Here is a 26,166-nt window from a genome sequence, read left to right as displayed (position 1 = left end):
CGCGGACCGGCGTCCACTTCGCTCGACGCTCTAGCGGCCATTGTCCCTGGCCGAGAGTGCCTTCAGCGCCGACAAGGTCTGCCGCAGCCCGCGATCGAGGCGCTTGTCGCGGCGGATCACCACCGCTAGCCGGCGGTAGAGCTTTGGTGACAGCGACCGGACGATCAGGTCGCGCTGCTTGGTGCTGGCGGGAACGGCCATGCCGGGCAGCACCGCGCAGCCTAGCCCGGCGCGCACCATCTCCTTGATCGCCTCGACGCTGCCGAGCGACATCAACGGCTTCAACGACACGCCGCCGCGGGCCAGCCACTCGTCCGCGGTGCGTCTGGTGTTGCCGCCCGGCTCGAACAGCAGCACCGGCCTGGTCGCCAGCACCTCCGGCGTGATCCGCGCCGGAAGTTTCATGTCGTGGGGCGCGATCAGCATGAACTCGTCGTTCACGACCGGCGTGATCTCGAAGCTGCGCCCCGATACCGGCAGCGTGACAAGCGCGATGTCGATGGTGTTGTCCTCGACCGCTCTTGCAATCTCTGCGGTGTTGCCGGTCGTGACCGTGATCTCGAGCGAGGGCAGCGCGGCGCGCAACTCCTTCAGGATCGGCGGCAACAGGAAGATGCAGGCGGTCGCACCGGTGCCGAGCCGCACGCGGCCTGCCGTTCCAGTTGTCTGCTGTGTGACGGCGTCGACCGCCGATGCCACCGCCGCATTGATCTGATGCGCGTGCGAGAGCAGCGCGACGCCGGCGGCCGTCGGTCTCGCCCGTCGTCCGACCCGCTCGATCAAGGTCGCATTCAGGCTGCGCTCGAGCTGGCGCACCTGCAGGCTCACCGCGGGCTGCGTGAGTTGCAGCCGCTCGGCCGCCGCCGAGAAACTGCCGCAGTCGATCACGACAGCGAAGCTTTCGAGATAATCCAGGTTGAGGTTCTTCATCAAAGTATCTCTTATGCCGCGCATAAGTCGTCAAAGCTTCACTTATATAACGCCGCGGCGCATAGTCCGGCAAGCGACGGCTTCGGCAGACCGGGAGCAGGCATTGTCCGGCCTCAAGTCCATTGGCGGTGTCATCGTCGAGTTGGGGCGCTATCTTGCGGTCTCGCCGCATTCGCGCATCCGCCGCCGGCAGGCGCTGCGCGAGCTCGACGACCGCCTGCTGGCGGATATCGGACTGTCGCGCAGCGATGTCGAGATGAGCCCGTGGTGCCTGCAGCACGCACCGACGCGCCGTCGAAGCACAGCCATGATGCCGCAACACGAGGGAAGGATGAGCGACAACGAAGACACCGTGATCCGCGACGCCACAGAGGTCGACATGGCGGAGGTGCAGCGCATCTACGCGCACCACGTGCTCAACGGGCTGGCGACCTTCGAGGAAGTGCCGCCGACACTCGACGAGATGCTCGGGCGCCGTGCCGCCGTGCTGGCCGCGGGGCTGCCGTATCTCGTGGCCGATATCGACGGACGAGTGGCCGGCTACTCCTACGCGACAGCGTACCGGCCGCGGCCGGCCTATCGCAACACCATTGAAGACTCGGTCTACGTGTCGGAAGCCCTGCGCGGCCGTCGCGTCGGCGCGACGCTGCTGCGGGCGCTGATCGAACGGTCGGAGGCGGGACCCTGGCGGCAAATGATCGCCGTGATCGGTAACAGCGGCAACGCCGGATCGATCGCGCTGCACCGTCGCATGGGCTTCGAGATGGTCGGGACGCTGAGGTCGGTCGGCTTCAAGCTCGGGCAATGGGTCGACACCGTGCTGATGCAGCGGCCGCTGGGGCCGGGCGCTTCCACGCTTCCCTCAGACAAGGAAGCGTTCCGGTGATCGCACGCCGCGTCGTGGTCGCGCTCGGGCTGGCGCAACTGATATCATGGGGCGCGACCTACTATCTGATCGGCGGCTTCGGCGAACAGATCGCCGCGGACCTGGGCTGGAGCCGCGACATTGTCTACGGCGGATTTGCCGCGGCGCTGCTGGTGATGGGGGTGACGTCACCCCTTGCGGGCAGGTGGGTGGACAGAAGTGGCGGCCGGCAGGTCATGGTGGCGGGCGCCGTGATCAACGCGCTCGGCTGCGCCGGTCTTGCGGTCTCGCACCAGATCGGTAGCTATTTCGCATCCTGGATCGTTCTCGGCCTCGGCATGCGGCTGACGCTGTACGATGCCGCCTTCGCGGCGCTGGCCCGGATCGGCGGGCCGGAGGCGCGCCGCGCGATGTCCGGGATCACCTTGCTTGGTGGCTTGGCCGCCACCGTGTTCTGGCCGCTCGGCCACACGCTCTCGGACCATTTCGGCTGGCGCATCGCGGTGCTGACCTATGCCGGCATTGCGCTACTCACGATTCCGCTGCATCTGATGATTCCGAACCAGCGATTTGCCGGCGTGCCGGGCTCTGCTGCGGCGGCATCGAGGCAACCGCGCGTGGTGGGGCGGCGGCAGTTTGCAGCGGCGAGCGGGCTCTATGCCGTGATCATGACCGGGGCGAACTTTTTGAACGCCGGCATGTCCGCGCACATGATCGCGGTGCTCACCGGCCTTGGGCTCACCGTAACCGTTGCAGTCTGGATCGCAACGCTGCGGGGGATCGGGCAATCCGCCGCGCGTCTCTGCGAAGTCCTGTTCGGCGGACCGCTCGATCCGCTCGCGCTCAACCTGATGGCCTGCCTGATCATGCCGCTCTCCTTCATCGCCGGCCTGTTCAGTGGATCGGCGCGGGAGATGGGGATCGCGTTCGCGCTACTCTATGGTGCCTGCAACGGCATACTGACCATCACCAGGGGAACGCTGCCGCTCATCCTGTTCGATCACCGCAGCTATGGCACGCTGGTCGGCCGGCTCATTGTCCCGAGCTTCATCCTGCCGGCGGCGGCGCCGCTGATCTATGCAATCGTGATCGACCGGTTCGGCGATGCGAGCGCGCTCTATCTCTCCACCGGTCTCGCCCTGGTGACGCTGCTTGCCGCGATCCTGCTCAAGCTGCTGTTTCCGCCGCCGCTCGTGGCCGCCAAGCGATAGCCGTGTCGGCGGTGTCGATCTCAACCCGCCGCCGGCTCGAGCGGCAGCCACAGCGATAGCCAGCCGCCGAGCGCCAGCAGCGCGACGTTGCAGCCGAGCGCGATCGTGAAGGCGTGCGCGTAATCGTCGGCCCGCGGATGCGGCCCGAGCAGGCTGTAGAAGACGCCGCCGATAACCGCGACGCCGAGTGCCGCGCCGATCTGGAAGGTCGAGATCATCATGCCCGATGCCAGCCCGGCATGGCGCGGATCGATGCTGCCGATCACGGCCTTGATCACCGAGGGCATCACGGTGCCGAAGCCGAGCCCACCGCAGATCAGGCCGAATTCCAAGCTTTGCGGAAGCGCGCCGCCGACCGACAGCATCACGACACCGAAGCCGATGACCTGGAGCGCAAAGCCCAGCGTCAGCGTGCGCGGGCCGAGCCATTGCATGACCAGCGACGACACCAGCGAGCTGACGAAGAAGCCGGCGGCAAAGGGCAGGGTGGCAAGGCCGGCTTGCAGCGGAGATTGGTGCAGGCCACTTTGCAGGTACACCGCGAAGGTCAAGTAGAACGACGACAGCATGTAGAAGGCAAGCGCCATCACCAGCCCGATCACGAAATCGCTGTTGCGCAGCAGATGCAGCGCGACCAGCGGGTCGCCGCCGCGGGCTTCGAGGCGCGCCTCGAAGCGGACGAAGCCGGCGAGCATCAGCGGAGAGGCCAGCAGCATCGCGACGATCCAGATGGGCCAGCCGGATTCCCGGCCCTCGATCAGCGGATAGACCAGAAGGCCGAGCGTGAGCGACAGCAGGATGACGCCGCCGACGTCGAGCCGCTGCGCGTGCGCAGCGCGCGAGTCGGCGAGGTACAGCAGGCCGCCGACGAAGGCGGCGAGGCCGATCGGCACGTTGATCAGGAAGATCGCCTGCCAGGCCAGTCCGAACGGATGCGCCGACACGAGCACGCCGCCCAGCAGCTGGCCGCAGATATTGGCAAGGCCGAAGGTCGCGCCATAGAAGCCGAGCGCGCGGCCCTGTTCGGCCGCCGGAAACAGCACGCGGATCGAGGCGAGCACCTGCGGCGCCATCACGGTGGCGGTGAGGCCCTGCAGGATCCGTCCGGCGACCAGCACGGCCGGTGACCATGCGATGCCGCACAATACGGAGGCGATCGTGAAGCCGGCGACGCCGGTCAGGAACATACGCCGCCGTCCCAGCAGGTCACCGAGCCGCCCGCCGGTGATCAGGAACACGGCGTAGGTCGCTGCATAGGCCGAGATCACGAACTGCACCTCGCTTGGGCTGGCGCCGAGATTGTCGCTGATGGCGGGGAGTGCGAGGTTGACGACGTTGAAGTCGAGGATCGGCAGGAAGGCGCCGGTGAGCAGCACCGGCAGCGCCAGCCATCGCCGCGGGTCGACCGTCGCCGGCCGCGCGGCGTGCAATTGCAGCGTCTCGGTGGTCTCGCTTGTCACGTGCCAGCTCCTCTCGGCAATCGACGGCGGGCCGTACGCGGGGCGTTCGTCGGTCGAATGTCCGGGAAGATGGCCTGTCCTTTTGTGATAAGATATTATTCAAACATGCGAAGTGAGTTTGCAAAAATGCACAACGCCATCGACTGGAATGACCTCGAGCTTGTCCTTGCGATCGCGCGGGAAGGCAGCCTCTCGGGGGCGGCGCGCCGGCTCGGCGTCACGCATTCCACCGTGTTTCGCCGCCTTGGCGCGATCGAGGACGCGATCGGAACGCGGCTGTTCGAGCGTTTCCGCGACGGTTACGCGCCGACACCGGCCGGCGACATCGCGGCGGCGTCGGCGGCCCGGCTCGAGGACGAAGTGCTTGCCCTCGAGCGCAAGCTGGCGGGACGGGACCTCAGGCCGTCGGGGCCGGTGCGGATCACGACGACGGACACGCTCGGTGCGGTGCTGATGCGGCATCTGCCGGCGATGCGCGCCGCGCATCCGGAGATCCAGCCGGAGATCACCATCTCGAATACGATGGCGAACCTGACGCGCCGCGAGGCGGAGATCGCGATCCGCCCGACACCGGCGCCATCCGAACTGCTGGTCGGGCGGCGCATTGCCGATATTGCCCATGCGGTCTACGGATCGCGCGCCTATCTCGCCCGCCGCAGTGACAGAGATCTGTCTGTGCACGACTGGATCGGGCTCGACGATGCGTTGGCGGGGACCGTCATCGCCGGCTGGATGCGCGAGAACGTGCGTTCGGCGCGGACCACGTGCCGGGTCGACGCGCTTCCGGCGCTGCGCGATGCTGCGGCAGCGGGACTGGGGCTTGCCCTGCTGCCTTGCTATGTCGGCGATCTCGCGCCCGCGCTGCGCCGCCTGACGCCGAAAGCACTCGCGGAGCCGCGCTCGGCACTGTGGCTATTGACCCATGACGATCTCAAGCGCACCGCGCGCATCCGCGCGACGCTCGATTTTCTCGCCGGGGCGCTCACCTTGGAGCGCGCGCTGTTCGAGGGAAAGCGCGCCGGAAGCGCGCGCCGGTAGTCGGCCGGCGCGCAGATCACTCAGGAGCCGACAACTTCCGTGACGGTATGGATTTCCTCTGCCGCGCGGCTCGCAGGCATCCGATGATGCTCGCGAAAGGCGCCAACGATCGTCTTCAGGACAGCGCGTGATTTTGCATCTGACAGCGCTGACAGCAGCATGATCTCGGACGGCGGTAGCGCAGGCAGGCCGAGCCGCCGGCTGACCTCGATCGTCCCGGCCGGGGCGAGCCGGCGGGAGAACACCGAAGTCGCGAGGCCTGCGGCGACCGCATCGGCGACGGCAAAGGACCCGCAGCCAAGGAAGCTTTCCGTCCACGGGATGCCCGCCGCCGCCAGCGCGCGCGTCGCGATGTTGAGCACGCCGCAGGACGGCGAGGAGGCGGCGAGCCGCAGCGGCTCGCCCGCGCGATGGACGAAGTCCGGCATGGCGAACCAGCCGTAGTGATCCGTCGCCAGCATCTCGCCGTCGCGGCGGTCGTCCTCGCGGCGGATGATGGCGGCGTCGATCTCGCCGCGGTCGAAGGCATCGAGCAGGTCGCGGGAGTCCTCGAGCCGGACTTCGATGGTGAGCGCCGGGTCGTGCGCGTGCAGCCGCGCCAGCAAGGTCGGGACCTCCGCGCCTCCGACATGGGTGGCGATGCCGAGCGAGAAGCGACGCGGGCGCACCGGCGACAACGCCGCGACGGCGCGATCATGCGCGGCCAGCAGTTCCTGCGCGGGGGCGAGGAAAGCCGCGCCCTGCGCCGACAGGCGCACCAGGCGCGGTGTCCGTTCGATCAGCCTGTGGCCGAGCTGGCGTTCCAGCCGCTTCAGCTTGACGCTGATCGCGCCCTGCGTGGTGCCGAGTGTTTCGGCGGCGCGCGTAAAGCTCTTGAGATCGGCGATGGTCACGAATGTCTTCACGGCGTCGACGTCGAGCGTGGTCATGTCAGTCATCCGGATTTGTTGTCTCTGAAATATCTAGTCATCCAATTCACCAATGCTCAAGCCATGACTAGCTTTGGCTGTGAAGCGCTGCGGCCACCCGATTCCTGCCGCTGCTGCCTCAATACATCGTGAGTCGATCGACCGACGCTGCTGCCAGCACCCTGGCAACAGCGTGCGGTACTCCGTCGGCTTGCCACAACAAAAGGCCTGATCATGTCACCTGAACTGAGCCGCCGCGGCACTGTCGTGTTGTCCGCCGTATGCCTTGCCTGTCTGATGTTCGGATTGGAGATTTCCAGCATCCCCGCGATCCTGCCGACGCTGGAGCGGGTGCTGCATGCCGACTTCAAGGCGCTGCAATGGATCATGAATGCCTACACGATCGCGGTCACCACGGTGCTGATGGCGATCGGGACGGTGGCGGACCGCTACGGTCGCAAGCGCATCTTCCTGGTCGCGATCGCCGCGTTCGGCATCACCTCGCTGATCTGCGGCGTTGCCTCGAGCGTCGAAATGCTGATCCTCGCCCGGTTCCTGCAGGGCCTGAGCGGCGGCGCGCTCTTGATCTGTCAGATCGCCGTGCTCTCGCACGAGTTCCAGGGCGGCCGGGTGCGCGCCGTCGCCTGGGGCTGGTGGGGCGTCATCTTCGGCATCGGTCTCGGCTTCGGCCCGATCATCGGCGGCGCCGTCGTCGCGGTGCTGAGCTGGGAGTGGGTGTTCCTCGTCCACGTGCTGTTCGCGGCCGTGGCGTTCGTGCTCACGATCGGCGGCGTGCATGAATCGAAGGATCCGAAGGCGCGCAGCCTCGACGTCGCCGGTATCGTGACGATGTCGCTCGCCGTGTTCTGCCTCGCCTTCTACATCACGCAAGGGCCGGATCTCGGCTTCGTCAGTCCGAAGGGGCTTGCGATCCTCGGCGTCTCTGCCGGGAGCTTCATCGCGTTCCTGGTTGCCGAGAAGATCAGCCGGCGGCCGATGTTCGACTTCTCGGTGTTCCGGATCCCGGCGTTCTCCGGTTCGATCGTCGGCTCGGCGGCGATGAACCTCAGCTACTGGCCGTTCATGATCTACCTGCCGATCTGGTTTCATGCCGGCCTCGGCTATGACAGCGTGTCCGCGGGTCTTGCGCTGCTTGCCTACACGCTGCCGACGCTGGTGATGCCGCCGTTCGCCGAGCGACTGTCGCTGCGCTATCAACCGGGCCTGATCATTCCGGTGGGGCTGTTCACCATCGGCGCCGGATTCATGCTGATGAAGTTCGGCAGCGCCGCCGCGCAGCCGGACTGGTTGACGATGCTGCCGGGCTGCCTGCTCGCCGGAATTGGTCTTGGCATCACCAACACGCCGGTCACCAATACGACGACCGGCTCGGTCTCGAGCGACCGCGCCGGCATGGCCTCGGGCATCGACATGAGCGCGCGGATGGTTTCGCTGTCGGTCAACATCGCGCTGATGGGCTTTATCCTGGCGAGCGGCGTGCTGGCGCATCTGAAGGCGGTGCTGCCGGCGCTGGATGGCGCGCAAGTTCGTACCATCGCCGAGCGGATCGCGGCCGGCGACGTCGCATCCGCGCCGGAGCTGACCGGCCCGGTCGTGCATCAGGCACTGGCGAGCGGCTTCGGCTGGGTGATGCTCTATGGCGGCATCGGGGTGTGGATCATGGCCGCGCTCAGCTTCCTGATCTTCAACGCGCGACCGGTGCGGCAGGCCGAGGCTCACGGCACGAAGTGAACACGATGTCGCCGTGCCTGCCCAGGCGCAGGGGCGGGCAGGCGGGATCGGTCACTTCACGAGGGTCAGCAGCGGCTTGTCCTTCTCGACGATGTAGGTCGCAAGCTCGCTGGCGGTGACGTCGCCGACATTCCTCGCCGCATGGACCGTGCCGGCGGGAATGAACAGCACGTCGCCGGCCCTCAGCCTCGCCGGCGGCTTGCCGTCGACGTCGTATTCGAGCGTGCCGGTGAGCACATAGATGATTTCTTCGCCCGGATGCGTATGGCGGCCGAATGCCTTGCCCGGCGCGATGTCGACACGCACCTGCACGGCTTCACGCCCGGACGCGCTGAGGTCGTGGCGCTGCAGGTCGGTTCGCGCGAAGCCGGCCGGCTGCTGTGCCTGTGCGCTCGGAATTGTCAGGAGGCTTGCGGTGAACAAGGCCGTCCTTGCGAGGAGGCGCGTTGCTTTCATCAGCTTGCTGGTCATCTTGAACTCCAGGATCTGCTTGCTGACCTTGTCCGATCGCGAGCCGGCAAGCGCCCGGCCCGCGTCGGAGATCGTCATGTGCTCGTTTCAGACGAGGGTGGTCGTGACGGCGATGTTGCCGTGAACCGCCTTGGAGTAGGGGCAGATGCCGTGCGCGGCTTCGATCAGCTCCCGCGCGACCTCGCGCTCGACGCCGGGGACGTGGACGCTGAGGCGGGCGCTCAGGAAGAAGGCGCTGCCGGCCTGGTTCAGATCGATCTCGGCGTCGACCTCGGGCTCGCTCGCGAGCTTGACCTTGCGCTGACCGGCGGCGAGCTGGATCGCGCCGATGTAGCAGGCCGACCAGGCGGCCGCGAACAAGTTTTCCGCGGCGGGGTGCGGCTGCGGCAGCTTGACGTCGAGGAAGCCGTCGCGCGAGCGGGCGGCGCCGTTCGGGCCGGCGGTGACGTGGGTCTTTCCGGTGACGAGAACCTTTGCATTGGCGGTCATGGCGAGCTCCTTTGGGATGAATATATATCGTATCCGATCTAATCGTGTACGCGTCGAAATAGGCCCTGGGCTTGATCGTGTCAAGCACTTCCGATTTAATCGGATGCGATTTATATGCACCGCGACATCACAAACTCCGGAGACGTCCGTGACCCGCTCCTCCAAGGCCGAGACCAAGGGCCGAAAACTCTCGAATTTTCTGTGCTTTGCGGTCTATTCGGCCAATCTGGCCTTCGGCCGCGCCTACAAGCCGATCCTGGACGCGATCGGCCTGACCTACACCCAGTACATCGCCATGGTGGCGCTGTCGGAGGCGGACGAGCAGACCGTCAGCGCGCTCGGCGAAAAGCTGTTTCTGGAATCCAACACGCTGACGCCGATCCTCAAGAAGCTGGAGCAGAGCGGCTATATCAGCCGCATGCGCGATCCCGCCGATGAGCGGCAGGTTCGCGTGAGCCTGACGCCGGCCGGCCGACGCCTGCTCGACAAGGACATCAATGTGTCCCTGGTCGAGGCCACCGGGCTCGGGGATGAATTTCCCGTCGTGCAGAAGACCGTTGCGAGGCTGCGCGATAATCTGCTGCGTAACACACGCGCCGATCCAAAGAAGGGCTGATCCCGCGGGCCAAATTGTAACGCGCTGTATCCGCGCCACGCCCTTCCGCATTTTCGCCACGGCGCGACCGACGACTCCGCGCCGCTTCGGGATGACGCGGAGGAGAGATCGATTTGCGCAGACAGTTGCTGTCCATCTGCGGGATGATTGCGGTGATGAGCGGGCTTTCCGCGCCATTTCCATTCGCGGCGGCGCAGCCGGCTTCATCTGATCAAGAGCCGCATCCGCAATCTAGCGGAGACCGCTCACCGGCGAGCGCGGCCGAGATCTGGGACGACAATCACGACGGCGTCTACACCTGCGACGAATGGAAGGCCTATCTCGGCCGGCTGTTCGATCGCGCCGACCGCAATCACGACGGGCGACTCACGCCCGCCGAGTTCGAAGCGGTTCGCCGCGCCGGCAGCGCGCTCGCCGATGCCGACTTCGGCTATTTCGACGAGGACCGGGACGGCAAGGTTACGCGCGGGGAGTTCGTCGACAAGCCGAGTTCATCCTGCGATTCGAAGAACGGCGACTGCCGCGTCACGCCGGACGAACTGAAGCAGTCCGGGTCCGATCAAAAGCGGCCGGGCGGCAGGGCGAGCGATTCTGAACCCGATCCTGAAGCTCCTCTAGCCAACGAGCTCAGGAACTGGGGGACGAGACGCGCTCGCCCCGCTCCGATCCGATCCGAGGTGCACGGGCCCTGGCAATTTGATGCGGACAAGAAGGCCGTGCGGCGCGTTGTCGTGCAGCGACAGCTCGCCGCCATGCCCGCACACCATGGCCTGAGCGATCGAAAGGCCAAGTCCGAACCCGCTTTTCTCGTCCATGGTGCGGGCCTCGTCGCCCCGGACGAATGGCTTCAGCATTTCGGCCCGGCGATGCTCCGGAATCCCCGGACCGTCGTCCGAGACGTCGATGATGGCCTGATCAGTTGACGCGGTCAGCCGGATATCGACTTCGCTACCGAACCGCAGGGCGTTCTCAACCAGGTTGGTCACGGTGCGGCTGATCTCGCTGGGGCGGATCAGGAGCGAAGCCCTGATCGGGCCTTGGTAACGCACGACATGACCGCAATCGGAAAATTGCTCGCAGATCGTCTGCAGCAGGGCGGCGACGTTCACGAGCGTCGGCTTCGCCGCGCCGCCGCCGCTGAGGAATGACAGCACGGATTCCAGCATCGCCTGCATCTGATCGAGGTCGTGCAGCGTCTCCGCGCGCTGGGCATCGTTTTCGATATATTCGGACCTGAGCCGCAGCCGGGTGATCGGCGTGCGCAGGTCGTGACTGATGGCGGCGAGCATGCGCGTGCGGTCATTCATCAGCGTCGTGATGCGTTCGCGCATGCGATTGAGCGCGACCGCCGCGGCGCGGATTTCCTCCGGACCGGTCTCCGGCAGCGGCGCGGCCGCCTGGCTGATGCTGAAATTCTCGGCGGCGCGGGCAAAAGCGGAGAGCGGCGCGCTGAGCGCGCTGCCGGCCCACACGCCGAGCAGCGTGACGCTGACGAACAGGAACAGGAACGTGCTGACCCAGAACCCGCCGAAGAACGGCGGCATTTTCGTCGGGCCGATCGTCGCTTCGAACAGGGCTCCGTCCGGCAACCGAACCGCCGCCGGCGCGGTCTTCGAGGAAAATTCATCGACGTCGTCGACGCCAGGTGCTTCGGACGAAGCACCGTCAGACGAGCCCGGACCTGCGTCGCGCAATGTGAGGTGCAGACGGGGAAAGGCGCGATCGGCCGCGCGCAACAGCGTTGCGCGATCGGCCGCGGGGGCCTCGGCCAGAAGCCTGGCAACCAGCTGGAACTGATGGACCGGCCTGTCCGCAAACGATCTCGGCTTCTGGCTGACGAAATAAAGCCCGATCAGCGCATGGATGAGCACCAGCGACAGCAGGATCAGCGCGGCGATCTGGCCACTGATCCGGTGGAAGCTGAAAAGCGCGGCAATCCTGCGGGTCCAGCTCATGCGTCCTCCACATGCGGCGTGAAGATGTAGCCGCCGGTGCGAACCGTCCGGATCACCGACGATCCTTCGCTCGTATCGAGCTTGCGGCGAAGCCGGCTGACCAGCACGTCGATGCTGCGCCCGAACGGACTGGCCGGCCGGCTGCGCGTCATGGTCAAGAGGCCGTCCCGCGTCAGGATCCGGCCGGGCCGCTCGCAGAACACCTGCAGCAGGTCGAACTCCGCGCTCGTCAACGGGACCTGGGCGCCGTCGGGATCGCGCAGTTCGCGCAGGCGCAGATCGATGGTCCAGTCCTGGAAGCGCAGGCGCGCAGCGCTCTGGCCCGAGCGCCCGGCAAGGCCGGCTTGCGCCTGACGGCGCAGCACGGCGTTGATCCGCGCCAGCAACTCGCGCGGATTGAACGGTTTGGCGAGATAGTCATCCGCGCCCATCTCGAGCCCGAGGATCCGGTCGAGGTCCTCGCCTTTCGCCGTGAGCATGATGATCGGAATCGTCGAATCGCCGCGCAGGCGTCGACATAGGGTCAGTCCATCCTCTCCGGGCAGCATCAGATCGAGCACGACGAGATCGAGCGAATGCCCGGCAAGGTAACGATCCATTTCCCTGCCGTTCGAGACGGTGGCCACCAGGCAGGATTTGTCGCGCAGGTAGCGGGCAATCAAGTCTCTAGTCTGCAGATCGTCCTCGACGATCAGGATCTTCGGAGTGTTTGCAAGCATGATCCGCGACTGGGTCCTCATCATGACGTCATTGGCGCGCGTTCCAGCGCGCTCAGCCACCAATTGACCAGCATACGCGTCGCTTGTGGGCGGCATTGCGCCTTTTCGTAAGCATAGTGTTTCTGAACTGTAAGCGTCGCGCGCAGCCCGAAACAATTCGCGATGCCGGCCGCGTCGCGTCGCGCTAACAGTCCCAAACCACTGGAAATAGTCCCGCAATCCTGCAGCCACACCGCAGCCATCACCATCCCGTCACAACGGGGTTCTTGTTCGCGAGGTGTGGAATGAAGACGTGGCGGGGCTATGTCGCGGCGATCGTGCTGTCGGGCTTTTCGATCCCGGGGACGCCGGTGATATGGCCATTGTTGGCTCCTGTGGCGGCCCAATCGGTTGATGCGATCACGGTCGAAGGCAACCGGAGGGTAGAGGCGGAGACCATCCGCTCCTATTTCAGGCCCGGGCCCGGCGGCCGTCTCGATCAGGCTGCCGTCGACGACGCCCTCAAGGAGCTGGTCGGGACCGGGCTGTTCCAGGACGTCAAGATCAATCACGCGAGCGGCCGGATCGTCGTTTCGGTGATCGAGAATCCGGTGATCGACCGCGTCGCGTTCGAGGGCAACAAGAAGATCAAGGACGAGCAGCTCTCTGCCGAAATGCAGTCCAAGCCGCGGGGTACCCTGTCGCGGCCGATGGTGCAGTCGGATGCACTGCGGATCGCCGAGATCTATCGGCACTCAGGCCGCTACGACGTGCACGTCACGCCGGAAATCATCGAGCGCTCGAACAACCGCGTCGATCTCGTCTTCACCGTCGACGAGGGAGCGAAGACCGGCATCAAGACCATCGAGTTCATGGGCAACAACAGTTTCTCGGCGGCGCGCCTGAAGGACGTGATCAAGACCCATGAGACGAACTTCCTGAGCTTTCTCGGCAATGCCGATATCTACGACCCGGATCGGGTCGAGGCCGACCGTGACCTGATCCGCCGCTTCTACCTGAAGCACGGCTACGCGGACGTCCAGGTCGTAGCTGCACTCGCCGAGTATGATCCGGAGCGCAAGGGCTTTCAGGTGACGTTCAAGATCGATGAGGGGCAGCAGTACCGCGTTGCGACGGTCAGTTTCCGCTCGAGTATAGCGGGCTTCGATCCGACGACGCTGCGTTCATTGTCGCGCGTCGGCGAAGGCTCGCTCTACAATGTCGAGGCGGTCGAGAAGTCGGTCGAGGACATGCAGATCGAAGCGTCGCGCCGCGGCTACGCCTTCGCGGTGGTCCGTCCGGACGGCGCCCGGAATTTCGAGGCCCACACGGTGGGGATCGTGTTTCGCGTGGAGGAGGGGCCGCGCACCTATATCGAGCGGATCGACATTCGCGGCAACGGCCGCACCCGAGACTACGTGATCCGGCGCGAGTTCGATCTCTCCGAGGGCGATGCGTATAACCGTGCGCTGGTCGATCGCGCCGAGCGGCGGCTGAAGAATCTCGACTACTTCAAGACCGTCAAGATCACCACCGAGCCCGGCTCAACGAGCGATCGCGTGGTGTTGGTTGTCGATCTGGAGGAAAAGTCGACCGGCGACTTCTCCGTCTCGGGCGGTTATTCCACAACGGACGGCGCGCTTGCCGAGGTCAGCATCTCCGAGCGAAATCTGCTCGGCCGTGGCCTGCTCGCCAAGGCAACGGTCAGCTACGGCCAGTACTCGCGCGGCCTGTCGATGTCCTTTGTCGAGCCGTATTTACTCGACTATCGCGTCGCGCTCGGGCTCGATGCGTATTACAAGGAGCAGCTGCCGACGGACTACACGACCTATGGCGTGAAGACGATCGGGTTCTCGCCGCGGCTGGGCCTGGCCTTGCGCGAGGACCTGACCCTCCAGCTGCGATATTCGCTCTATCAGCAGGAAATCTCGCTCGATAGCGCCTATGCGAACTGCAACAACAATCCGTCCAACCCATCGCTCGCATTCAATCCGACACCCGCCTACATCCAGAGTGTGCTCGGCGGCGTCGATCCCACCAACTCGGTCTCGTCAGGGCTCTATGGGTATGGCTGCTACGGCGACGGCGAATCCACTTTGCCGGTGCGCAAGGAGCTTGCCGCAGGGGCGACCTGGACCTCGCAGATCGGCTACACGCTGACCTACAACATCCTCGACAACAACAAGAACCCGACCGACGGCCTGCTGATCGACTTCAAGCAGGATTTTGCCGGCGTCGGCGGCGACGTGACATATCTGAAGAGCGCGGTCGACGCGAAATACTATACGCCGCTGGTGTCCGACCTGATCGGACTGATCCACCTGCAGGGCGGCCTGCTCACCAAGGTCGGCGACAACGATCTGCGCATGCTGGACCATTTCCAGATGGGGCCGAACCTCGTGCGCGGCTTTGCCACCAACGGCATCGGGCCGCGCGACATCAGCTATGCGAGCTTGGGTGCGGTCGGGGATGCGCTCGGCGGCACCAAATATTGGGGGGCGTCGATGGAGCTGCAGATGCCGTTCTGGTTCCTGCCCTCCGAGGTTGGCTTGAAGGGGGCCGTCTATGCGGACGCCGGCTCGCTCTGGGGTTATGAAGGCCCGACGTCGTGGGCCGCGACCGGCGAGGTGAATACGGCTGCTTGCAAATGCGGCCTCCAATACGACGATGGGAACGTGGTGCGAACCTCGGTTGGTGTCGGCCTGATCTGGGCCTCGCCGTTCGGCCCGCTGCGCTTCGATTACGCCGTGCCGATCACGAAGGGCAAATACGACATCGTGCAGGAGTTCCGGTTCGGAGGCGGGACGTCATTCTGAGGTGACAATCGTCGTGCCTGCGGCGCGTGTCCTCGCCGGCGCCGACCTGTCGCGATACTTGGCATGCCGCCCTGCGGCTTGCGATATCAGGCGAAGCGGGGCAGCCTGCGTTGGTTCAATTCCGATCCGAGGCAATCCATGTCACGCGTATCAATCAAGACCAAGAACGACCTGCCGGGAGAGCTCAAGCCGCTGTGGGACAAGTGACCACCTATGGCGCGTTCGAGAACCAGGCCGGGGTCATGGCGCAGCGCCCGCCGATCTTCAAGCACATGTGGTCGCTGCTGGTCGATCTCGCCGACGAGGCGGTGGTCTCGAAGCGGCATCTCGAGCTCGCGCTGGTGACGGTGTCGCTGCTCAACAAGTGCGACTATTGCGTGTCGCACCATGCGCCGAAGCTCGCGATCCAGGGTGTCTCGGAGGCGGGCGCCGAGCGGCTGCTCGAGTATCGGGATCATCCCGAGCTCGATGCGCTCGACAAGCTCGTGGTCGAATATGCGATCGCCGTCACCAACAACTGGAACAAGACCCGCGACGAGATTTTCGCACGCCTGCGCGAACACTTCTCGGAAGCGCAGATCGTCGAAATGACCTGGCGGATCGCGCTGTGCGGCGCCTTCAATCGCTTCAACGACATCTTGCAGCTCGACGTCGAGCAGGGCGTGCCGCAGCGCGAGGCCGCGGAGTGACGGTTTGATCAAGCCGTCGGGATGCCGCCGCCGCCGAGCGTCGTCAGCACGAAATCGGCGCGAGCGGATGGCGATAGCTTCGGCAGGTTGATGACATCGTAGCCGAGCATGGGAAGCGTCTCCATCAGCCGCTGATACTCCGCCGTCGCTGCCTCGAAGCCGTGCCGACGCTCGGAATCGGTGACGTAGATTTCGGGCCACGGCGGCGTCACGAACACGCGCCGGTGGTAGCGATGTGCCGAGCAGATCGGGCCCAGCACCGGCTCGCCCGTCAACGCCTGTAGTGCCGACGCCGCGTCGACGACGCCGCGATCGAAGAACACCCATCCGGAGTGAGCGCGGGCCGCCGTCATATCGTTTACCGCGACGTCGATGGCGCGCCGCAGGAAGGGCGCCGGATCGACCCAGGGCAGGGCGTTGCCGCCGGATGCGAGCTCATCGGTGACGATGCGGCGGCCGGGCTCCTCGACGACCGGATAGCCGCGAGCGGCTAGTTCAGCAAGCAGCGTCGATTTTCCGCCGCCGGAGCAGCCGGAGATCAGGACGAAGCGGTTTTGCAAGAGGTGTCCTTTCATTGGTCAGGGCAAGGCGCGAGTCGGCATTCCGCGGATACGGGTTGCCTAGCCAGAAGCCTTCGGGAAGGTGGCCCGGAGATGTCTCGACGGGCGCGGTGAGCATAGCCTCGATTGTGACGCAAGCACGGCGCGTTTGACGAATTCTGCAATCCCGCACGGATACTATCGAGCAAGCATGGTCCTGCTCGAAGGAATGACGCACATGGCATCACGCTCGATCATCTGCATGACGTTCGCGCTGTTGGCCTGCGGCGCGCTGCTCCAGCCTTCGCGCGCTGCTGAACCCGCCGAACCGATCCGGGTCGGCGCGGTGCTGCCGTTTTCCGGCGGGGTCGAGCTCTACGGTCAGCAGGCGAAACTTGGGCTCGATCTCGCCGCCAGGGACATCAACGCGGCCGGCGGCATTCTCGGCCGGCCGCTCGAGGTGATCTATGCCGACGACAAGACGCGGCCGGAGGCGGCCGCTGAGGCGATGCGCTCGTTGGTCGAGAAGCAGGGCGTGCTGGCCGTGGTCGGTCCGATCACCTCGCGTAATCTGAATGCGCTGGTGCCGATTGCCGAGAGCTCGAAGACGCCGCTGCTCTACGCCACCAATTACGAGGGCGGCAAATGCAGCCGCTATCTGTTTTCGTTCGGCGCGTTGCCGAACCAGGAGCTCGGCCAGCTGCTGCCCTACATGACCCGGACGTTCGGCAACACCTACTTTCTGCTCGGTGCCGACCGGGTCTGGCCGCATCAGATGTTCGGCATCGCACAGCCCCTGATCGAGAAGCTCGGCGGCAAGGTGGTCGCGACGAAATACACGCTGGGGACCGAGACCGACTTCTCACCGCTGATCAGGGAGATCGCGGCGAGCAAGGCCAAGGTGCTGCTGTTCGCGTTGAAGGGCGACGGGATGGATTTCATCCGGCAGGCCGACGAGGCCGGGCTGTTGAAGGACATCACCGTCGCGTTCCTCGGATTGTCGGAAGTCGACCTCGGCATCTTCCGCGGCAAGGGCCAGAACATGGTGACCGTGGTGCCGGCGGTCGCGGCGAGCGAGGATCCTGCCATCAAGGCGTTCGTCGCGAAGGCCCGCGCCGCCGCGGAGCCGGGTGTCGCGGTGTCGAACTATGTGATGACGCATTACAACACGCTGATCGCGCTCAAGGCGGCGGCCGAGAAGGCCGGCAAGCTCGACAAGGAGGCGATCATCGACGCGATGGCGGGCCTCGCCATTCCGTCGCCGACCGGCCCTGTCGCGCTCGGTCAGGATCATCACGCGGCGATGAGCATGTTCATTGCCAGGACGCAGGGTTCGGACCTCGTGCAGGTCCGGGCACTCGGCGAGATCGCGCCGGAGCCGGGGTGCAGTCTGGCTGGCCGCTGACCAGGAGGGTAGCGGCGCTCGAGGCCACCATGCTCGCAAAAAAGTGAGCTGGCGCGCGCGTCGGTTGTCGGTTCCAGTCCGGCCCGTTCGTCTTCCAGCCAGAACGAACTGCATCGGAGTTCCGGAATGACCAATTCGACCTATCGCTGGGTGATCGTCGCGGCCGGCGGCCTGCTCGGCTGCGTCGCGATCGGCGGCATGTTTTCGCTGCCGGTGTTCCTCCAGCCCATGGCGCACGAGACCGGCTGGTCGGTGACCGGCATTTCCAGCGCGATGACGATCGGCTTCCTCGCGATGGCCTTCACCAGCATGATCTGGGGCACGCTGTCCGACCATTTCGGGCCGCTGCCGGTGGTGCTGACCGGATCGGTCGTGCTGGCAGCGAGCCTCGCGCTGGCCAGCCAGGTGACATCGCTGCTGGCCTTTCAGTTCGTGTTCGGCGCGCTGGTCGGCGCGGCAACGGCGGCGATCTTCGCCCCGATGATGGCCTGCGTCACCGGCTGGTTCGACACCCATCGAAGCCTCGCCGTCTCGCTGGTGTCGGCCGGCATGGGCATGGCGCCGATGACGATGTCGCCGCTCGCAGCCTGGCTGATCTCCCACCACGACTGGCGCACCGCGATGCTGATCGTCTCGGGCGTGGTCGGCGCGATCATGATCCCGGTCTCGTTCCTGGTGCGCCGCCCGCCGGCGCTGCAGGGCGACCACACGGAGGCGGTCTCGGAGAACGGCGAGCCGCCGATGTCGCTGGCGCAGGCGCTGCGCTCGCCGCAATTCATCATCCTGATCGCGACCAATTTCTTCTGCTGCGCCACCCATTCGGGCCCGATCATCCATACCGTGAGTTACGCGGTCATCTGCGGCATTCCGATGGTCGCCGCGGTGACGATCTACAGCGTCGAAGGGCTCGCCGGCATGGGCGGCCGCATCGCCTTCGGTCTGCTCGGCGACCGTTTCGGCGCCAAGCGCGTGCTGGTGCTTGGCCTGCTGGCGCAGGCGTTCGGCGCGCTCGGCTACGTCTTCGTGCGCGAGCTTGCCGCATTCTACGCGGTGGCGGCGATCTTCGGCTTCATCTATGCCGGCACCATGCCGCTGTATTCCGTGCTGATACGCGAGAATTTTCCGCTGCGGATGATGGGCACCGTGATCGGCGGCACGGCGATGGCCGGCAGCCTCGGCATGGCGACCGGGCCGTTGGCCGGCGGCCTGATCTACGACACCTTTGCGAGCTACACGTGGCTTTATGTCGGCTCCTGGGCGGTCGGCATCGGCGCGTTCCTGATCATGATGACTTTCCGCCCGATGCCGGCTGCGCGGCCCACCGCAGTGCCTGCGCCGGCGTGAGACCGGCGCGCGCGTGAAGCGATTCGCTTCACGCGCGGCTGCGCTTCGGTCGCCGGATGGCACGCACCTTGTTGTTGGCGGAGCCGCTGCCGCAGAAGAAGCGGTCTTTGCCGTCGGACTCCAGCCCGGAGACGAACACGCCCTGCGGCATCTCCAACCGTTCGATGACGTCGCCGGTCTGCGGGTCGATGCGTCGCACGTCGCTTTCATCGCCTTCCCAGGTGCCGTGCCAGAGTTCGCCATCGACCCAGGAGACGCCGGTGACGAACCGGTTGCTTTCGATGGTGCGCAACACCTTGCCGGTTTCCGGATCGATCTGAACGATGGTGCGATCGCGATACTGGCCGACCCACAGCGAGCCCTCCGCCCAGGCAAGGCCCGAATCGCGGCCGCCGCCGGGTGACGGGATGGTGGACACCACGCGCCCGCTGTTCGGCTCGATCTTCAGAATGCGGTCCTCGGCGATCTGGTAAAGGTGCTTACCGTCGAAGGCGGTGCCGGCATGGGCCGCGATATCGAGGGTGCGGGTGGTGTTGCCGCTGTCGGGATCGAAGGCGACCAGGCGATCGCCGGCCGCGAACCAGACCTGCTCGCCGTCGAAGCTGACGCCGCCGACGTTCTCGACGCCGTCGAAGGGGCCGTATTCCCGGATGATCTCGGCCGTGGCCTTTTTCATGCTGCGCTCCTGTCGCCTGGAGCTTCGGTTCTGATTGAATCAGAACCGAATCTCCAAATTTCCTCTTTGACGCGTTTTCTTCACACGAAGCGATATCCGCTTGGCTCGAAAACGCTCCAATTGCGCCCCGATGCTAGCCGTTCGGCAGCGGGGCAGGGAGTAACAAGGTCGTCGTGAATCCCGGTACCGGCGGCGTCATCCACCGCCGGGCGCGGGCACGGCCGACCGACTGCACCTTGCCGGTGGCGGCCAGCGCGTCGAGCGCACGCTGCACGGTGCGCTGGCTCGCCCCCAGCGCGACCGACAGCGCCGAGCTCGACCAGGCCTCGCCGTCGGCGAGGAAGGCCAGCACCGCGGCGTGCTCCTCCTCGACCGGCAGCGCCAGAACTGTCACCTCACGCCGGCCATGCGGCTCCAGCACAAAGCCGTCAGGCGTGGCGCTGAGGTCGGCGAGCGGCCGCAGCGCGCGGCGCAGCCGTCCGATCTCGACGCGTAGCCGCGCACGGTGTGATTCATCGGCGTGCTTGCCGCGAAACGCCCGCGCGATCAGCGTGCCGCGCGACACGTCCTGCGGCCACGCCTCGCCCAGCGCGCGGGCGAGCGCGAACAGCACCGGCCGTCGCGTCAGCGAGACCGTCGTGCCGATATCGCGCACGACGTAGCGGCAGGCATCGACGACGAGGGCCCTCGATGCCATCAGGGCCTCGACCTCCTCGAGCAGCAGCGGCCGCTCGCTGCCGCGCGCGATCAGACGCGCCGCGGGCGTGGCGAGCAGGCGCGCGGTGCCCTCGACCTCGGCCGCGAGCTCGGCGATGCCGGCGCGGCGTGCGGCTTCCCTCGCGCGGGCCAGCGCTTCGCGTGCCGGCTTGGTCCGCAGCCGCCGCATCGCGATTCCGGCGACGACCAGTTCATGGCCGGCCCGCAGCGCCGGCGGGAACGGCGCCGGGTCGAGGCCATCAAGCATGCGCTCGGCCGCATCGAGGCTCCCGATCAGCAGCAGGCGGCGGATTTCGAGATAGCCGGCATGGGCGGCATTGAGTGCATCGCCTCGAGCCGCGAGCGTTGCGCGCGCCGCGGCGAGGCTCTTCCCGGGAAAGGAAAGGTCGCGCGATACCAGCGCGATCTCGGCCTCCGCCACCACGCAGCGTGCCCGCGCGACCGCTTCGCGCGGGCCGAAGGCGCGACCTGCGCGCCGCAACAGCTCCTTGGCGCGGGCGAAATCGCCGAGCCGGGCCATCGCGATGCCGCGCAGCGCCAGCGCCGGCGCATCGTCGCGCAGGGCCACCCGTTTCAGTGCGCCGAGGGGATCACCCGCCGCGAGCGCGCGCGCTGCAGCTATGATCAGCGAGTCCATTCGAATCCCGACACACTTGTCACTCTCACCCTCCGCGGCCCGATCCTAACCTAGCACATGACGACATGGATCATCTCCCGAGAGATCGAACGATGACCGGTATTGAAACACGAGAAGATTGGGTGAGGGGGCGGCTCAGTGGACGCGGGCCCATCGTGGCGCGCTTTCTGTCGCTGGCAGCGGCGCCGACCTTCGCCGTGATGGCGCTGATTGCCGCGATGGCGCCGGCCGACATGATCTGCGGCGCGATGCAGGGACCGCTGTCATTGCAGGGCATGGTCCCGATGTACGCGCTGATGAGCGCATTTCATCTGGCGCCATGGCTGCGCCTGTTCAAATGACCGGCTCACGTCTCCGGCAAAGTGAAGACCGCGCATGGCCGCGCGATGCCGCGCAATTCATGACTGCCGAGCGCGACCAGCGGCGTCTCGGTCTCGGCGGCGAGGGCGCCCGAAACCAGCACGGTCTGCTCCAGCGGCTTGCAGAGCCCTTCGAGCCGGCTCACCAGATTGACCGCGGCGCCGATCGCGGTGAAGTCGAGGCGGTCGGCGGCGCCGATATTGCCCCAGTGCACCTCGCCGAGATGCAGCGCCGCGCCGAATGGCAGCGGCGGCAAGCCCTGCTTGCGTCGCTCTACGTCGAGATGCGCCATGCCGACGCGCGCCGCCGACACCGCGCGCAATGCCGCCTCGGATGCGCTGTGCGCGCTGGTCGTGACCGGAAAGATCGCGAGCAGGCCGTCGCCGATGAATTTCAGCACCTCGCCGCCGAAGGCGTGGATGGCGCCCGCGATGCGGTCGAACCAGGCATCGAGTGCCGCGATCACCTCGGCAGGCGGATGACTTTCCGACAGGGCGGTGAAGCCGCGGAGGTCGGCAAACAGCAGCGCCGCCCGGATGGTTTCGCCGGTATTGCGTCGCAATGGCGATGCCAGCACGCGCGCTGCGCTGCGCCGGCCGAGATACGCCTCCAGCGCCGCCGTCAGTGTCGCGCGTGCCGCGAGCGCGGCGAGCGGCGCGGCCATGAACCGCGCCGCCGCGCGCAATTGATCCGCCTCGGCAGGTGTGAAAGCGCGTGTCCCGATCCATCCGATGGTCGGGCCATCCGGCCGCGTTCCAATCGTGCCCTCGTGGATCGGGCCGGGCGCGAGGGTTCCGAGCCAGCGCCGGCCGGCGTCGCCGGATCCCACCATATCGGGCATCGCAAAGGGTTGTTCCGGCGCGAATCCGAGCGCTTCGATGACCTCGCCATTGTCGGCACGCCACAGCCAGGTTCGTCTTGCAATCAGGGGGTGCGGAACCTCGAGCGTCAGGGCGCCCCCGGCCAGCGGCAGGCCATCCGTGATAAGGTGGCTACCGAGGTCTGCCAACAACCGGTTGGCGCCCGCGGTCTCGGCGGCGGCGTCGACCAGCCAGCTCAACGTCGAGGACAATTGCATCACGCCATCATGGGGTTGACGCACCGCCCTTGTCACGAATTATCCCTCAGCACCGACTGTCAATGGAGCATGGATCGATGACTGAAGCCTTCATCGTTCAACGCGAGATCCAGATCGCGGCCCCGGCTGCAACCGTGTTCGCCTTCCTGACCGACCCGCAGAAGATCGTGAGCTGGATGGGGCTGGAAGCCGCGACCGAGACGCATCCCGGGGGCCTCTACTTCCTCAAGGGGCTCGGCAGCGATGGCAGCCGCGCCGCGCGCGGTGCGTTCCGCGAGGTCGTGCCGGTGCACCGTCTCGCCTACAGCTTCGGCTGGGAGGGCAGCGAGGAGGTGCCGCCGGGATCGAGCCTGATCGAGATCGACCTGATGGAGCGGGACAACGGCACGCTGCTCCGCATGACCCATAGCGGCCTGCCGAACGCCGCGCAGTGCGAGAGCCATGACAAGGGTTGGGCGCACTATATGAGCCGGCTCTCCCACGCGGCCGCCGGTCGGGATCCCGGGCCCGACCACGGTCTCGCCAACCGCCATTGACGTCGCGTCATGTCGGCCATTTCGAGCCGAGGATGATCGAGCAGAAGTTCATCCTGGTGTAGTTCATGTCCTTCAGCGCCAGCACGTCGGCCTTGACGTTGCCGAAGGTCGTCAGCGGCTTCCTGATGGTGCCGGCGGCGAAATGATCGATGATATTCTCCTTGAAGTTCGCCTCGCGCGGATGGTGCGCGCAGACATGGTCGCGGTGCTCGTGCGGGAAATCGTCATAGGCGATGCCGAGCACGTCCATCTCGACGCCGGCGGTGACCAGCGCAATGGTCGGACGCATATGCTCGGGGACACCGGGCGTGGTGTGCAGGGCGATTGAGGTCCAGACATCCTCGATGTCGCGCTCCGGAACGCCATAGCCCTTGAGGAAGTCGCGCGCGGCGTTGGCGCCGTCGACCTCGAAGCGCAGATCGGGGCTCGCATGAGCAGCGGTGAGGCCCATGTCGTGAAACATGGCACCGATATAGAGCAGCTCGGGGTCGAATTTCAGCTTGCGGCGGTTGCCGGTCAGCGCGCCCCAGAAGAACACGCGGCGGCTGTGATTGTAGAGCAGGTCGTCCTCGGTATCGCGCACCAGCTGGGTGGCGGCGCGGGCCATCGCGCTGTCGGGTACGCGGATGCCGGCGATGATCTCGGTCATTTCAAGACGCTCCTCGATATGGCAAGACGACGCCGTGGCGTGCGAACACGCGAGCCCGGCGCTTGTCTCTGCGGTGTGTAGGGATCGCCGGATGGCGCGATCCGTGGGGTGTTTGTCGTCCGTTTTGACCCGATCCCGCAACGATCGCGCGCCGCCGGATCGGGCCAACCAGACGTCGTTTCGCGCCAGCGGGCAGGGAGAAGGTATGGCGGTTCAGAGAGTCGCGATCGCGATACACGAAGGGGTGCAGGCGCTTGATGTCGCGGGTCCCGTCGATGTGTTCGCGGAGACGAACGGCTTTGTGCCGGCGGGCGATGGCTATGAGACCGTGCTGGTCGGGGCCGGCTGCGAACCGCTGCGCGCATCGAACGGCATGAAGATATCGGCCGACCTCAGCTTCGCCGAGGCACAGGAGAGGTTCGATATCCTGCTCGTCGCCGGCGGGCCGGCACTGCCCGACGCCGCGCAGGATCCCGAACTGACACAGTGGCTGCGCGGGGCGCCCGCGCGCGCCAAGCTCTATGGTTCGATCTGCACCGGCGCCTTCGCGCTCGGCCATGCCGGGCTGCTCGACGGCCACAAGGTGACGACGCATTGGCAGAATGCGCAGCGGCTGGCGGCGCGGTTTCCCGCGGCCGAGGTGATCTTCGACCGCATCTACATTCGCGACGGACATCTGATGACCTCGGCCGGCGTGACCGCGGGGATCGATCTCGGGCTCGCGCTGGTCGCCGAGCGGCACGGGCCGCAGGTTGCGGTCGCGGTGGCCAAGAGGCTGGTCGTGGTGGCGCAGCGCCAGGGCGGGCAGTCGCAATTCAGTCCCTATCTGACCGCGCCGGTCGACGAGGATTCGCCGATTGCGCGCGCGCAGGCGCATGTCATGCAGCATGTCGGCGAGCGCCACACGCTGCAGTCGCTGGCGGAGGCCGTCGGCATGAGCGTGCGCAATTTCGGCCGCGCCTTTGCGCAGAAGACCGGTATTACGCCGCACGAATTCGTCGAGCGGGCGCGGGTCGACGCCGCGCGCCGGCTGCTCGAGGGCTCGGACCGCCCGCTGAAGGCGGTTGCGTTCGATTGCGGCTTCGGCTCGGCCGACCGGATGCGCATCGTCTTCACCGAGCGGCTCGGTGTGTCGCCGGCGCAGTACCGCGCGAGTTTTCGCAAATTGTGACGCCGTTCATGACGCCGACGCTTCATCAGGGATAGGATCGACGGCGCCGCCGTTTCCCGCCACACATGTTCTCCCGCGAGGCCGCCATGGACGCGCTCACGCTCTTCATCATCCGTCACGCCGAAAAGCCTGATGATGCCTGGCCGGGGCCCGGCTTCACCGCGGACGGTGTGCCCGATACCGAGTCGCTGGTCCTTCGGGGCTGGCAGCGCGCCGGCGCTTGGGCTGCATTGTTTGGCACCGACCTCGCCAAGGGCGACTATGCCAAACCTGACGCGATCTATGCCGCGACGCCCGGCACCACGCCCAACCGCGGCCCGAGCAGCCGTCCAGCCGAGACGATCTCGGCGCTGGCGGCGCGTCTTGGCGCGACGCCCAACGAAGATTTCGGCAAAGGTCATGAACCGGCGCTGATCAAGGCGCTGCTGGCGCTGAATGGCGTTGTGCTGCTGTGCTGGGAGCACAAGGCAATCATCGCCGACGTCCTTCCGTTGATACCAGTTAGCAGGGGCAAGCCGCCCACCAAATGGGACGCCAGCCGGTTCGACGTCGTGCTGCGCTTCCATCGCGCTAAGGGCGAAGACAAGTTCGCCTTCAAGGAGCTGTTTCCGAGATTGCTGTCGGGCGATTCCGACAAGCCGTTTGACGGCTGAATAGCGTCGCAGCTTGGCCGATCAGTCGAGACCGAGCGCCTTGCGCGATTTCCGCGTGAGCTTTCCGACAATCAGCGCATGCGCCTGGTCGAGATAGGCCTTGAGCTCGGCATCGGGCAGGGAATCGTTCGCCATCAACTGCACCCATTTGGCGCGCGCCAGATACGGCGCCGGCCGCGCCAGGCCCTGCTCGATCAGCAACTCGTAGGCCATGTTCGAGGTCTTGAACATGAAGCCGCCGGTGCTCTCGATGTAGCCGCCGGCCAGCGCGAACATCTTGCCGCCGACCTTGAACACCGACGTGCCTTCCCATTGCACCACCTTGGTGGCGGCGGGCAGGCGCAGGCAATGAGCTTCGAAGGTCTTGGGGCGCATGAGTCGGAGGGCTGGAAGGCGTTCAAAGGCTTAGGCCAGCCGCATGAAGGTCCACAAGCCCTGGACTGAGCCCGGCCAGCCCTTAGTCGGCACCAGCCGCCGCTTCATCCCGACGTCTCACGAAAACG

At 66.2% G+C, this 26,166-nt stretch carries 26 protein-coding genes and 1 pseudogene; 14 read left to right on the top strand and 13 right to left on the bottom strand.

Annotated features, from left to right (window positions below):
• Window positions 1-30: 30 nt before the first annotated feature.
• On the bottom strand, window positions 31-930 hold the full coding sequence (locus tag E2I15_RS09325) for a LysR family transcriptional regulator (RefSeq protein ID WP_137479715.1): 900 nt from the start codon (window positions 928-930) through the stop codon (window positions 31-33).
• A 103-nt stretch (window positions 931-1,033) separates the two neighbouring features.
• Between E2I15_RS09325 and E2I15_RS09320 the strand changes: the two genes are divergently transcribed.
• On the top strand, window positions 1,034-1,816 hold the full coding sequence (locus tag E2I15_RS09320; RefSeq protein WP_137479716.1) for a GNAT family N-acetyltransferase: 783 nt from the start codon (window positions 1,034-1,036) through the stop codon (window positions 1,814-1,816).
• On the top strand, window positions 1,813-3,006 hold the full coding sequence (locus E2I15_RS09315) for an MFS transporter (RefSeq protein WP_137479717.1): 1,194 nt from the start codon (window positions 1,813-1,815) through the stop codon (window positions 3,004-3,006). Before E2I15_RS09320 ends, E2I15_RS09315 begins: the two co-directional genes overlap by 4 nt.
• A 20-nt stretch (window positions 3,007-3,026) precedes the next feature.
• Here the strand turns inward: E2I15_RS09315 and E2I15_RS09310 are convergent, their stop codons facing one another.
• Entirely contained in the window at window positions 3,027-4,466 is a 1,440-nt protein-coding gene (locus tag E2I15_RS09310; protein ID WP_137479718.1) for an MFS transporter, read from the bottom strand.
• Window positions 4,467-4,592: 126 nt separating this feature from the next.
• On the opposite strand from E2I15_RS09310, the gene E2I15_RS09305 reads away from it, so the two are divergent.
• Window positions 4,593-5,504 (top strand): LysR family transcriptional regulator, encoded by a 912-nt coding sequence (locus E2I15_RS09305; RefSeq protein WP_137479719.1) that lies wholly within the window; start codon window positions 4,593-4,595, stop codon window positions 5,502-5,504.
• A 20-nt stretch (window positions 5,505-5,524) separates the two neighbouring features.
• Here E2I15_RS09305 and E2I15_RS09300 read toward each other — a convergent pair whose 3' ends face one another.
• On the bottom strand, window positions 5,525-6,433 hold the full coding sequence (locus E2I15_RS09300; protein ID WP_170991579.1) for a LysR family transcriptional regulator: 909 nt from the start codon (window positions 6,431-6,433) through the stop codon (window positions 5,525-5,527).
• A gap of 213 nt (window positions 6,434-6,646) precedes the next feature.
• Between E2I15_RS09300 and E2I15_RS09295 the strand changes: the two genes are divergently transcribed.
• On the top strand, window positions 6,647-8,164 hold the full coding sequence (locus tag E2I15_RS09295; RefSeq protein WP_137479721.1) for an MFS transporter: 1,518 nt from the start codon (window positions 6,647-6,649) through the stop codon (window positions 8,162-8,164).
• 51 nt (window positions 8,165-8,215) lie between these two features.
• Here E2I15_RS09295 and E2I15_RS09290 read toward each other — a convergent pair whose 3' ends face one another.
• Together E2I15_RS09290 and E2I15_RS09285 are read right to left on the bottom strand one after the other, a co-directional pair.
• Window positions 8,216-8,620, bottom strand: coding sequence for a cupin domain-containing protein (locus E2I15_RS09290; protein ID WP_210241893.1), 405 nt, complete (start codon window positions 8,618-8,620; stop codon window positions 8,216-8,218).
• Window positions 8,621-8,722: 102 nt separating this feature from the next.
• Complete coding sequence (locus E2I15_RS09285) at window positions 8,723-9,124, bottom strand: Ohr family peroxiredoxin (protein WP_155262288.1); 402 nt, start codon at window positions 9,122-9,124, stop codon at window positions 8,723-8,725.
• Window positions 9,125-9,272: 148 nt separating this feature from the next.
• On the opposite strand from E2I15_RS09285, the gene E2I15_RS09280 reads away from it, so the two are divergent.
• The gene (locus tag E2I15_RS09280; RefSeq protein ID WP_137479722.1) at window positions 9,273-9,740 is read left to right on the top strand and encodes a MarR family winged helix-turn-helix transcriptional regulator; all 468 of its coding nucleotides are present in this window, start codon (window positions 9,273-9,275) and stop codon (window positions 9,738-9,740) included.
• A gap of 143 nt (window positions 9,741-9,883) precedes the next feature.
• Window positions 9,884-10,207 (top strand): annotated as a pseudogene (locus tag E2I15_RS39825) (EF-hand domain-containing protein); the annotation flags it as partial.
• A gap of 147 nt (window positions 10,208-10,354) precedes the next feature.
• Here E2I15_RS39825 and E2I15_RS09270 read toward each other — a convergent pair.
• Complete coding sequence (locus E2I15_RS09270) at window positions 10,355-11,695, bottom strand: ATP-binding protein (protein ID WP_137479724.1); 1,341 nt, start codon at window positions 11,693-11,695, stop codon at window positions 10,355-10,357.
• The gene (locus tag E2I15_RS09265; RefSeq protein WP_137479791.1) at window positions 11,692-12,414 is read right to left on the bottom strand and encodes a response regulator; all 723 of its coding nucleotides are present in this window, start codon (window positions 12,412-12,414) and stop codon (window positions 11,692-11,694) included. The genes E2I15_RS09270 and E2I15_RS09265 overlap by 4 nt, the downstream gene beginning before the upstream one ends.
• A gap of 284 nt (window positions 12,415-12,698) precedes the next feature.
• Between E2I15_RS09265 and bamA the strand changes: the two genes are divergently transcribed.
• Complete coding sequence (bamA, locus tag E2I15_RS09260; RefSeq protein WP_137479725.1) at window positions 12,699-15,209, top strand: outer membrane protein assembly factor BamA; 2,511 nt, start codon at window positions 12,699-12,701, stop codon at window positions 15,207-15,209.
• A 194-nt stretch (window positions 15,210-15,403) separates the two neighbouring features.
• Window positions 15,404-15,898, top strand: a complete 495-nt coding sequence (locus E2I15_RS09255) for a carboxymuconolactone decarboxylase family protein (RefSeq protein WP_246668153.1) — start codon at window positions 15,404-15,406, stop codon at window positions 15,896-15,898.
• A gap of 8 nt (window positions 15,899-15,906) precedes the next feature.
• On the opposite strand, the gene E2I15_RS09250 is transcribed toward E2I15_RS09255, so the two are convergent.
• A complete protein-coding gene (locus tag E2I15_RS09250; protein WP_137479726.1) occupies window positions 15,907-16,473 on the bottom strand; it encodes an AAA family ATPase in 567 nt (188 codons plus the stop codon).
• A 202-nt stretch (window positions 16,474-16,675) separates the two neighbouring features.
• On the opposite strand from E2I15_RS09250, the gene E2I15_RS09245 reads away from it, so the two are divergent.
• Window positions 16,676-17,842, top strand: coding sequence for an ABC transporter substrate-binding protein (locus tag E2I15_RS09245; protein ID WP_170991580.1), 1,167 nt, complete (start codon window positions 16,676-16,678; stop codon window positions 17,840-17,842).
• Window positions 17,843-17,968: 126 nt separating this feature from the next.
• Window positions 17,969-19,186, top strand: a complete 1,218-nt coding sequence (locus tag E2I15_RS09240) for an MFS transporter (protein ID WP_137479728.1) — start codon at window positions 17,969-17,971, stop codon at window positions 19,184-19,186.
• Window positions 19,187-19,214: 28 nt separating this feature from the next.
• Here E2I15_RS09240 and E2I15_RS09235 read toward each other — a convergent pair whose 3' ends face one another.
• Window positions 19,215-19,862, bottom strand: a complete 648-nt coding sequence (locus tag E2I15_RS09235) for a Vgb family protein (protein WP_137479729.1) — start codon at window positions 19,860-19,862, stop codon at window positions 19,215-19,217.
• Window positions 19,863-19,995: 133 nt separating this feature from the next.
• Window positions 19,996-21,216 (bottom strand): winged helix-turn-helix domain-containing protein, encoded by a 1,221-nt coding sequence (locus E2I15_RS09230; protein ID WP_137479730.1) that lies wholly within the window; start codon window positions 21,214-21,216, stop codon window positions 19,996-19,998.
• 155 nt (window positions 21,217-21,371) lie between these two features.
• Here E2I15_RS09230 and E2I15_RS09225 point away from each other — a divergent pair, with 155 nt between their 5' ends.
• The gene (locus E2I15_RS09225; protein WP_196238898.1) at window positions 21,372-21,557 is read left to right on the top strand and encodes a hypothetical protein; all 186 of its coding nucleotides are present in this window, start codon (window positions 21,372-21,374) and stop codon (window positions 21,555-21,557) included.
• A 5-nt stretch (window positions 21,558-21,562) separates the two neighbouring features.
• Here E2I15_RS09225 and E2I15_RS09220 read toward each other — a convergent pair whose 3' ends face one another.
• Entirely contained in the window at window positions 21,563-22,654 is a 1,092-nt protein-coding gene (locus E2I15_RS09220) for an adenylate/guanylate cyclase domain-containing protein (protein ID WP_137479792.1), read from the bottom strand.
• Window positions 22,655-22,731: 77 nt separating this feature from the next.
• Here E2I15_RS09220 and E2I15_RS09215 point away from each other — a divergent pair, with 77 nt between their 5' ends.
• Window positions 22,732-23,190, top strand: coding sequence for an SRPBCC family protein (locus E2I15_RS09215; RefSeq protein WP_137479731.1), 459 nt, complete (start codon window positions 22,732-22,734; stop codon window positions 23,188-23,190).
• Window positions 23,191-23,197: 7 nt separating this feature from the next.
• On the opposite strand, the gene E2I15_RS09210 is transcribed toward E2I15_RS09215, so the two are convergent.
• A complete protein-coding gene (locus E2I15_RS09210) occupies window positions 23,198-23,839 on the bottom strand; it encodes an HD domain-containing protein (protein ID WP_016842805.1) in 642 nt (213 codons plus the stop codon).
• A 205-nt stretch (window positions 23,840-24,044) separates the two neighbouring features.
• Here E2I15_RS09210 and E2I15_RS09205 point away from each other — a divergent pair, with 205 nt between their 5' ends.
• Together E2I15_RS09205 and E2I15_RS09200 are read left to right on the top strand one after the other, a co-directional pair.
• Window positions 24,045-25,010 (top strand): GlxA family transcriptional regulator, encoded by a 966-nt coding sequence (locus E2I15_RS09205; protein ID WP_137479732.1) that lies wholly within the window; start codon window positions 24,045-24,047, stop codon window positions 25,008-25,010.
• A gap of 86 nt (window positions 25,011-25,096) precedes the next feature.
• A complete protein-coding gene (locus tag E2I15_RS09200; RefSeq protein WP_137479733.1) occupies window positions 25,097-25,663 on the top strand; it encodes a histidine phosphatase family protein in 567 nt (188 codons plus the stop codon).
• Between the two features lie 21 nt (window positions 25,664-25,684).
• Here E2I15_RS09200 and E2I15_RS09195 read toward each other — a convergent pair whose 3' ends face one another.
• A complete protein-coding gene (locus E2I15_RS09195; RefSeq protein ID WP_137479734.1) occupies window positions 25,685-26,038 on the bottom strand; it encodes an MmcQ/YjbR family DNA-binding protein in 354 nt (117 codons plus the stop codon).
• Window positions 26,039-26,166: the final 128 nt, after the last annotated feature.

Origin of the sequence: Bradyrhizobium sp. BR2003 (genome assembly GCF_009720285.1) — a bacterium.
Taxonomy (GTDB): Bacteria; Pseudomonadota; Alphaproteobacteria; order Rhizobiales; family Xanthobacteraceae; genus Bradyrhizobium; species Bradyrhizobium elkanii.
Note: the sequence above shows the minus strand (reverse complement) of the source record. Positions and strands in the feature narration are given on the sequence as shown.

Coding starts and splice junctions, on each gene's coding strand:
- E2I15_RS09215 (WP_137479731.1), top strand. CDS start 22,732: ATGACTGAAGCCTTCATCGTTCAACGCGAGATCCAGATCGCGGCCCCG.
- E2I15_RS09200 (WP_137479733.1), top strand. CDS start 25,097: ATGGACGCGCTCACGCTCTTCATCATCCGTCACGCCGAAAAGCCTGAT.
- E2I15_RS09270 (WP_137479724.1), bottom strand. CDS start 11,695: ATGAGCTGGACCCGCAGGATTGCCGCGCTTTTCAGCTTCCACCGGATC.
- E2I15_RS09240 (WP_137479728.1), top strand. CDS start 17,969: ATGACCAATTCGACCTATCGCTGGGTGATCGTCGCGGCCGGCGGCCTG.
- E2I15_RS09300 (WP_170991579.1), bottom strand. CDS start 6,433: ATGACCACGCTCGACGTCGACGCCGTGAAGACATTCGTGACCATCGCC.
- E2I15_RS09235 (WP_137479729.1), bottom strand. CDS start 19,862: ATGAAAAAGGCCACGGCCGAGATCATCCGGGAATACGGCCCCTTCGAC.
- E2I15_RS09245 (WP_170991580.1), top strand. CDS start 16,676: ATGGCATCACGCTCGATCATCTGCATGACGTTCGCGCTGTTGGCCTGC.
- E2I15_RS09195 (WP_137479734.1), bottom strand. CDS start 26,038: ATGCGCCCCAAGACCTTCGAAGCTCATTGCCTGCGCCTGCCCGCCGCC.
- E2I15_RS09220 (WP_137479792.1), bottom strand. CDS start 22,654: ATGCAATTGTCCTCGACGTTGAGCTGGCTGGTCGACGCCGCCGCCGAG.
- E2I15_RS09265 (WP_137479791.1), bottom strand. CDS start 12,414: ATGCTTGCAAACACTCCGAAGATCCTGATCGTCGAGGACGATCTGCAG.
- E2I15_RS09230 (WP_137479730.1), bottom strand. CDS start 21,216: ATGGACTCGCTGATCATAGCTGCAGCGCGCGCGCTCGCGGCGGGTGAT.
- E2I15_RS09325 (WP_137479715.1), bottom strand. CDS start 930: ATGAAGAACCTCAACCTGGATTATCTCGAAAGCTTCGCTGTCGTGATC.
- E2I15_RS09285 (WP_155262288.1), bottom strand. CDS start 9,124: ATGACCGCCAATGCAAAGGTTCTCGTCACCGGAAAGACCCACGTCACC.
- E2I15_RS09250 (WP_137479726.1), bottom strand. CDS start 16,473: ATGAAAGGACACCTCTTGCAAAACCGCTTCGTCCTGATCTCCGGCTGC.
- E2I15_RS09210 (WP_016842805.1), bottom strand. CDS start 23,839: ATGACCGAGATCATCGCCGGCATCCGCGTACCCGACAGCGCGATGGCC.
- E2I15_RS09290 (WP_210241893.1), bottom strand. CDS start 8,620: ATGAAAGCAACGCGCCTCCTCGCAAGGACGGCCTTGTTCACCGCAAGC.
- bamA (WP_137479725.1), top strand. CDS start 12,699: ATGAAGACGTGGCGGGGCTATGTCGCGGCGATCGTGCTGTCGGGCTTT.
- E2I15_RS09295 (WP_137479721.1), top strand. CDS start 6,647: ATGTCACCTGAACTGAGCCGCCGCGGCACTGTCGTGTTGTCCGCCGTA.
- E2I15_RS09305 (WP_137479719.1), top strand. CDS start 4,593: ATGCACAACGCCATCGACTGGAATGACCTCGAGCTTGTCCTTGCGATC.
- E2I15_RS09205 (WP_137479732.1), top strand. CDS start 24,045: ATGGCGGTTCAGAGAGTCGCGATCGCGATACACGAAGGGGTGCAGGCG.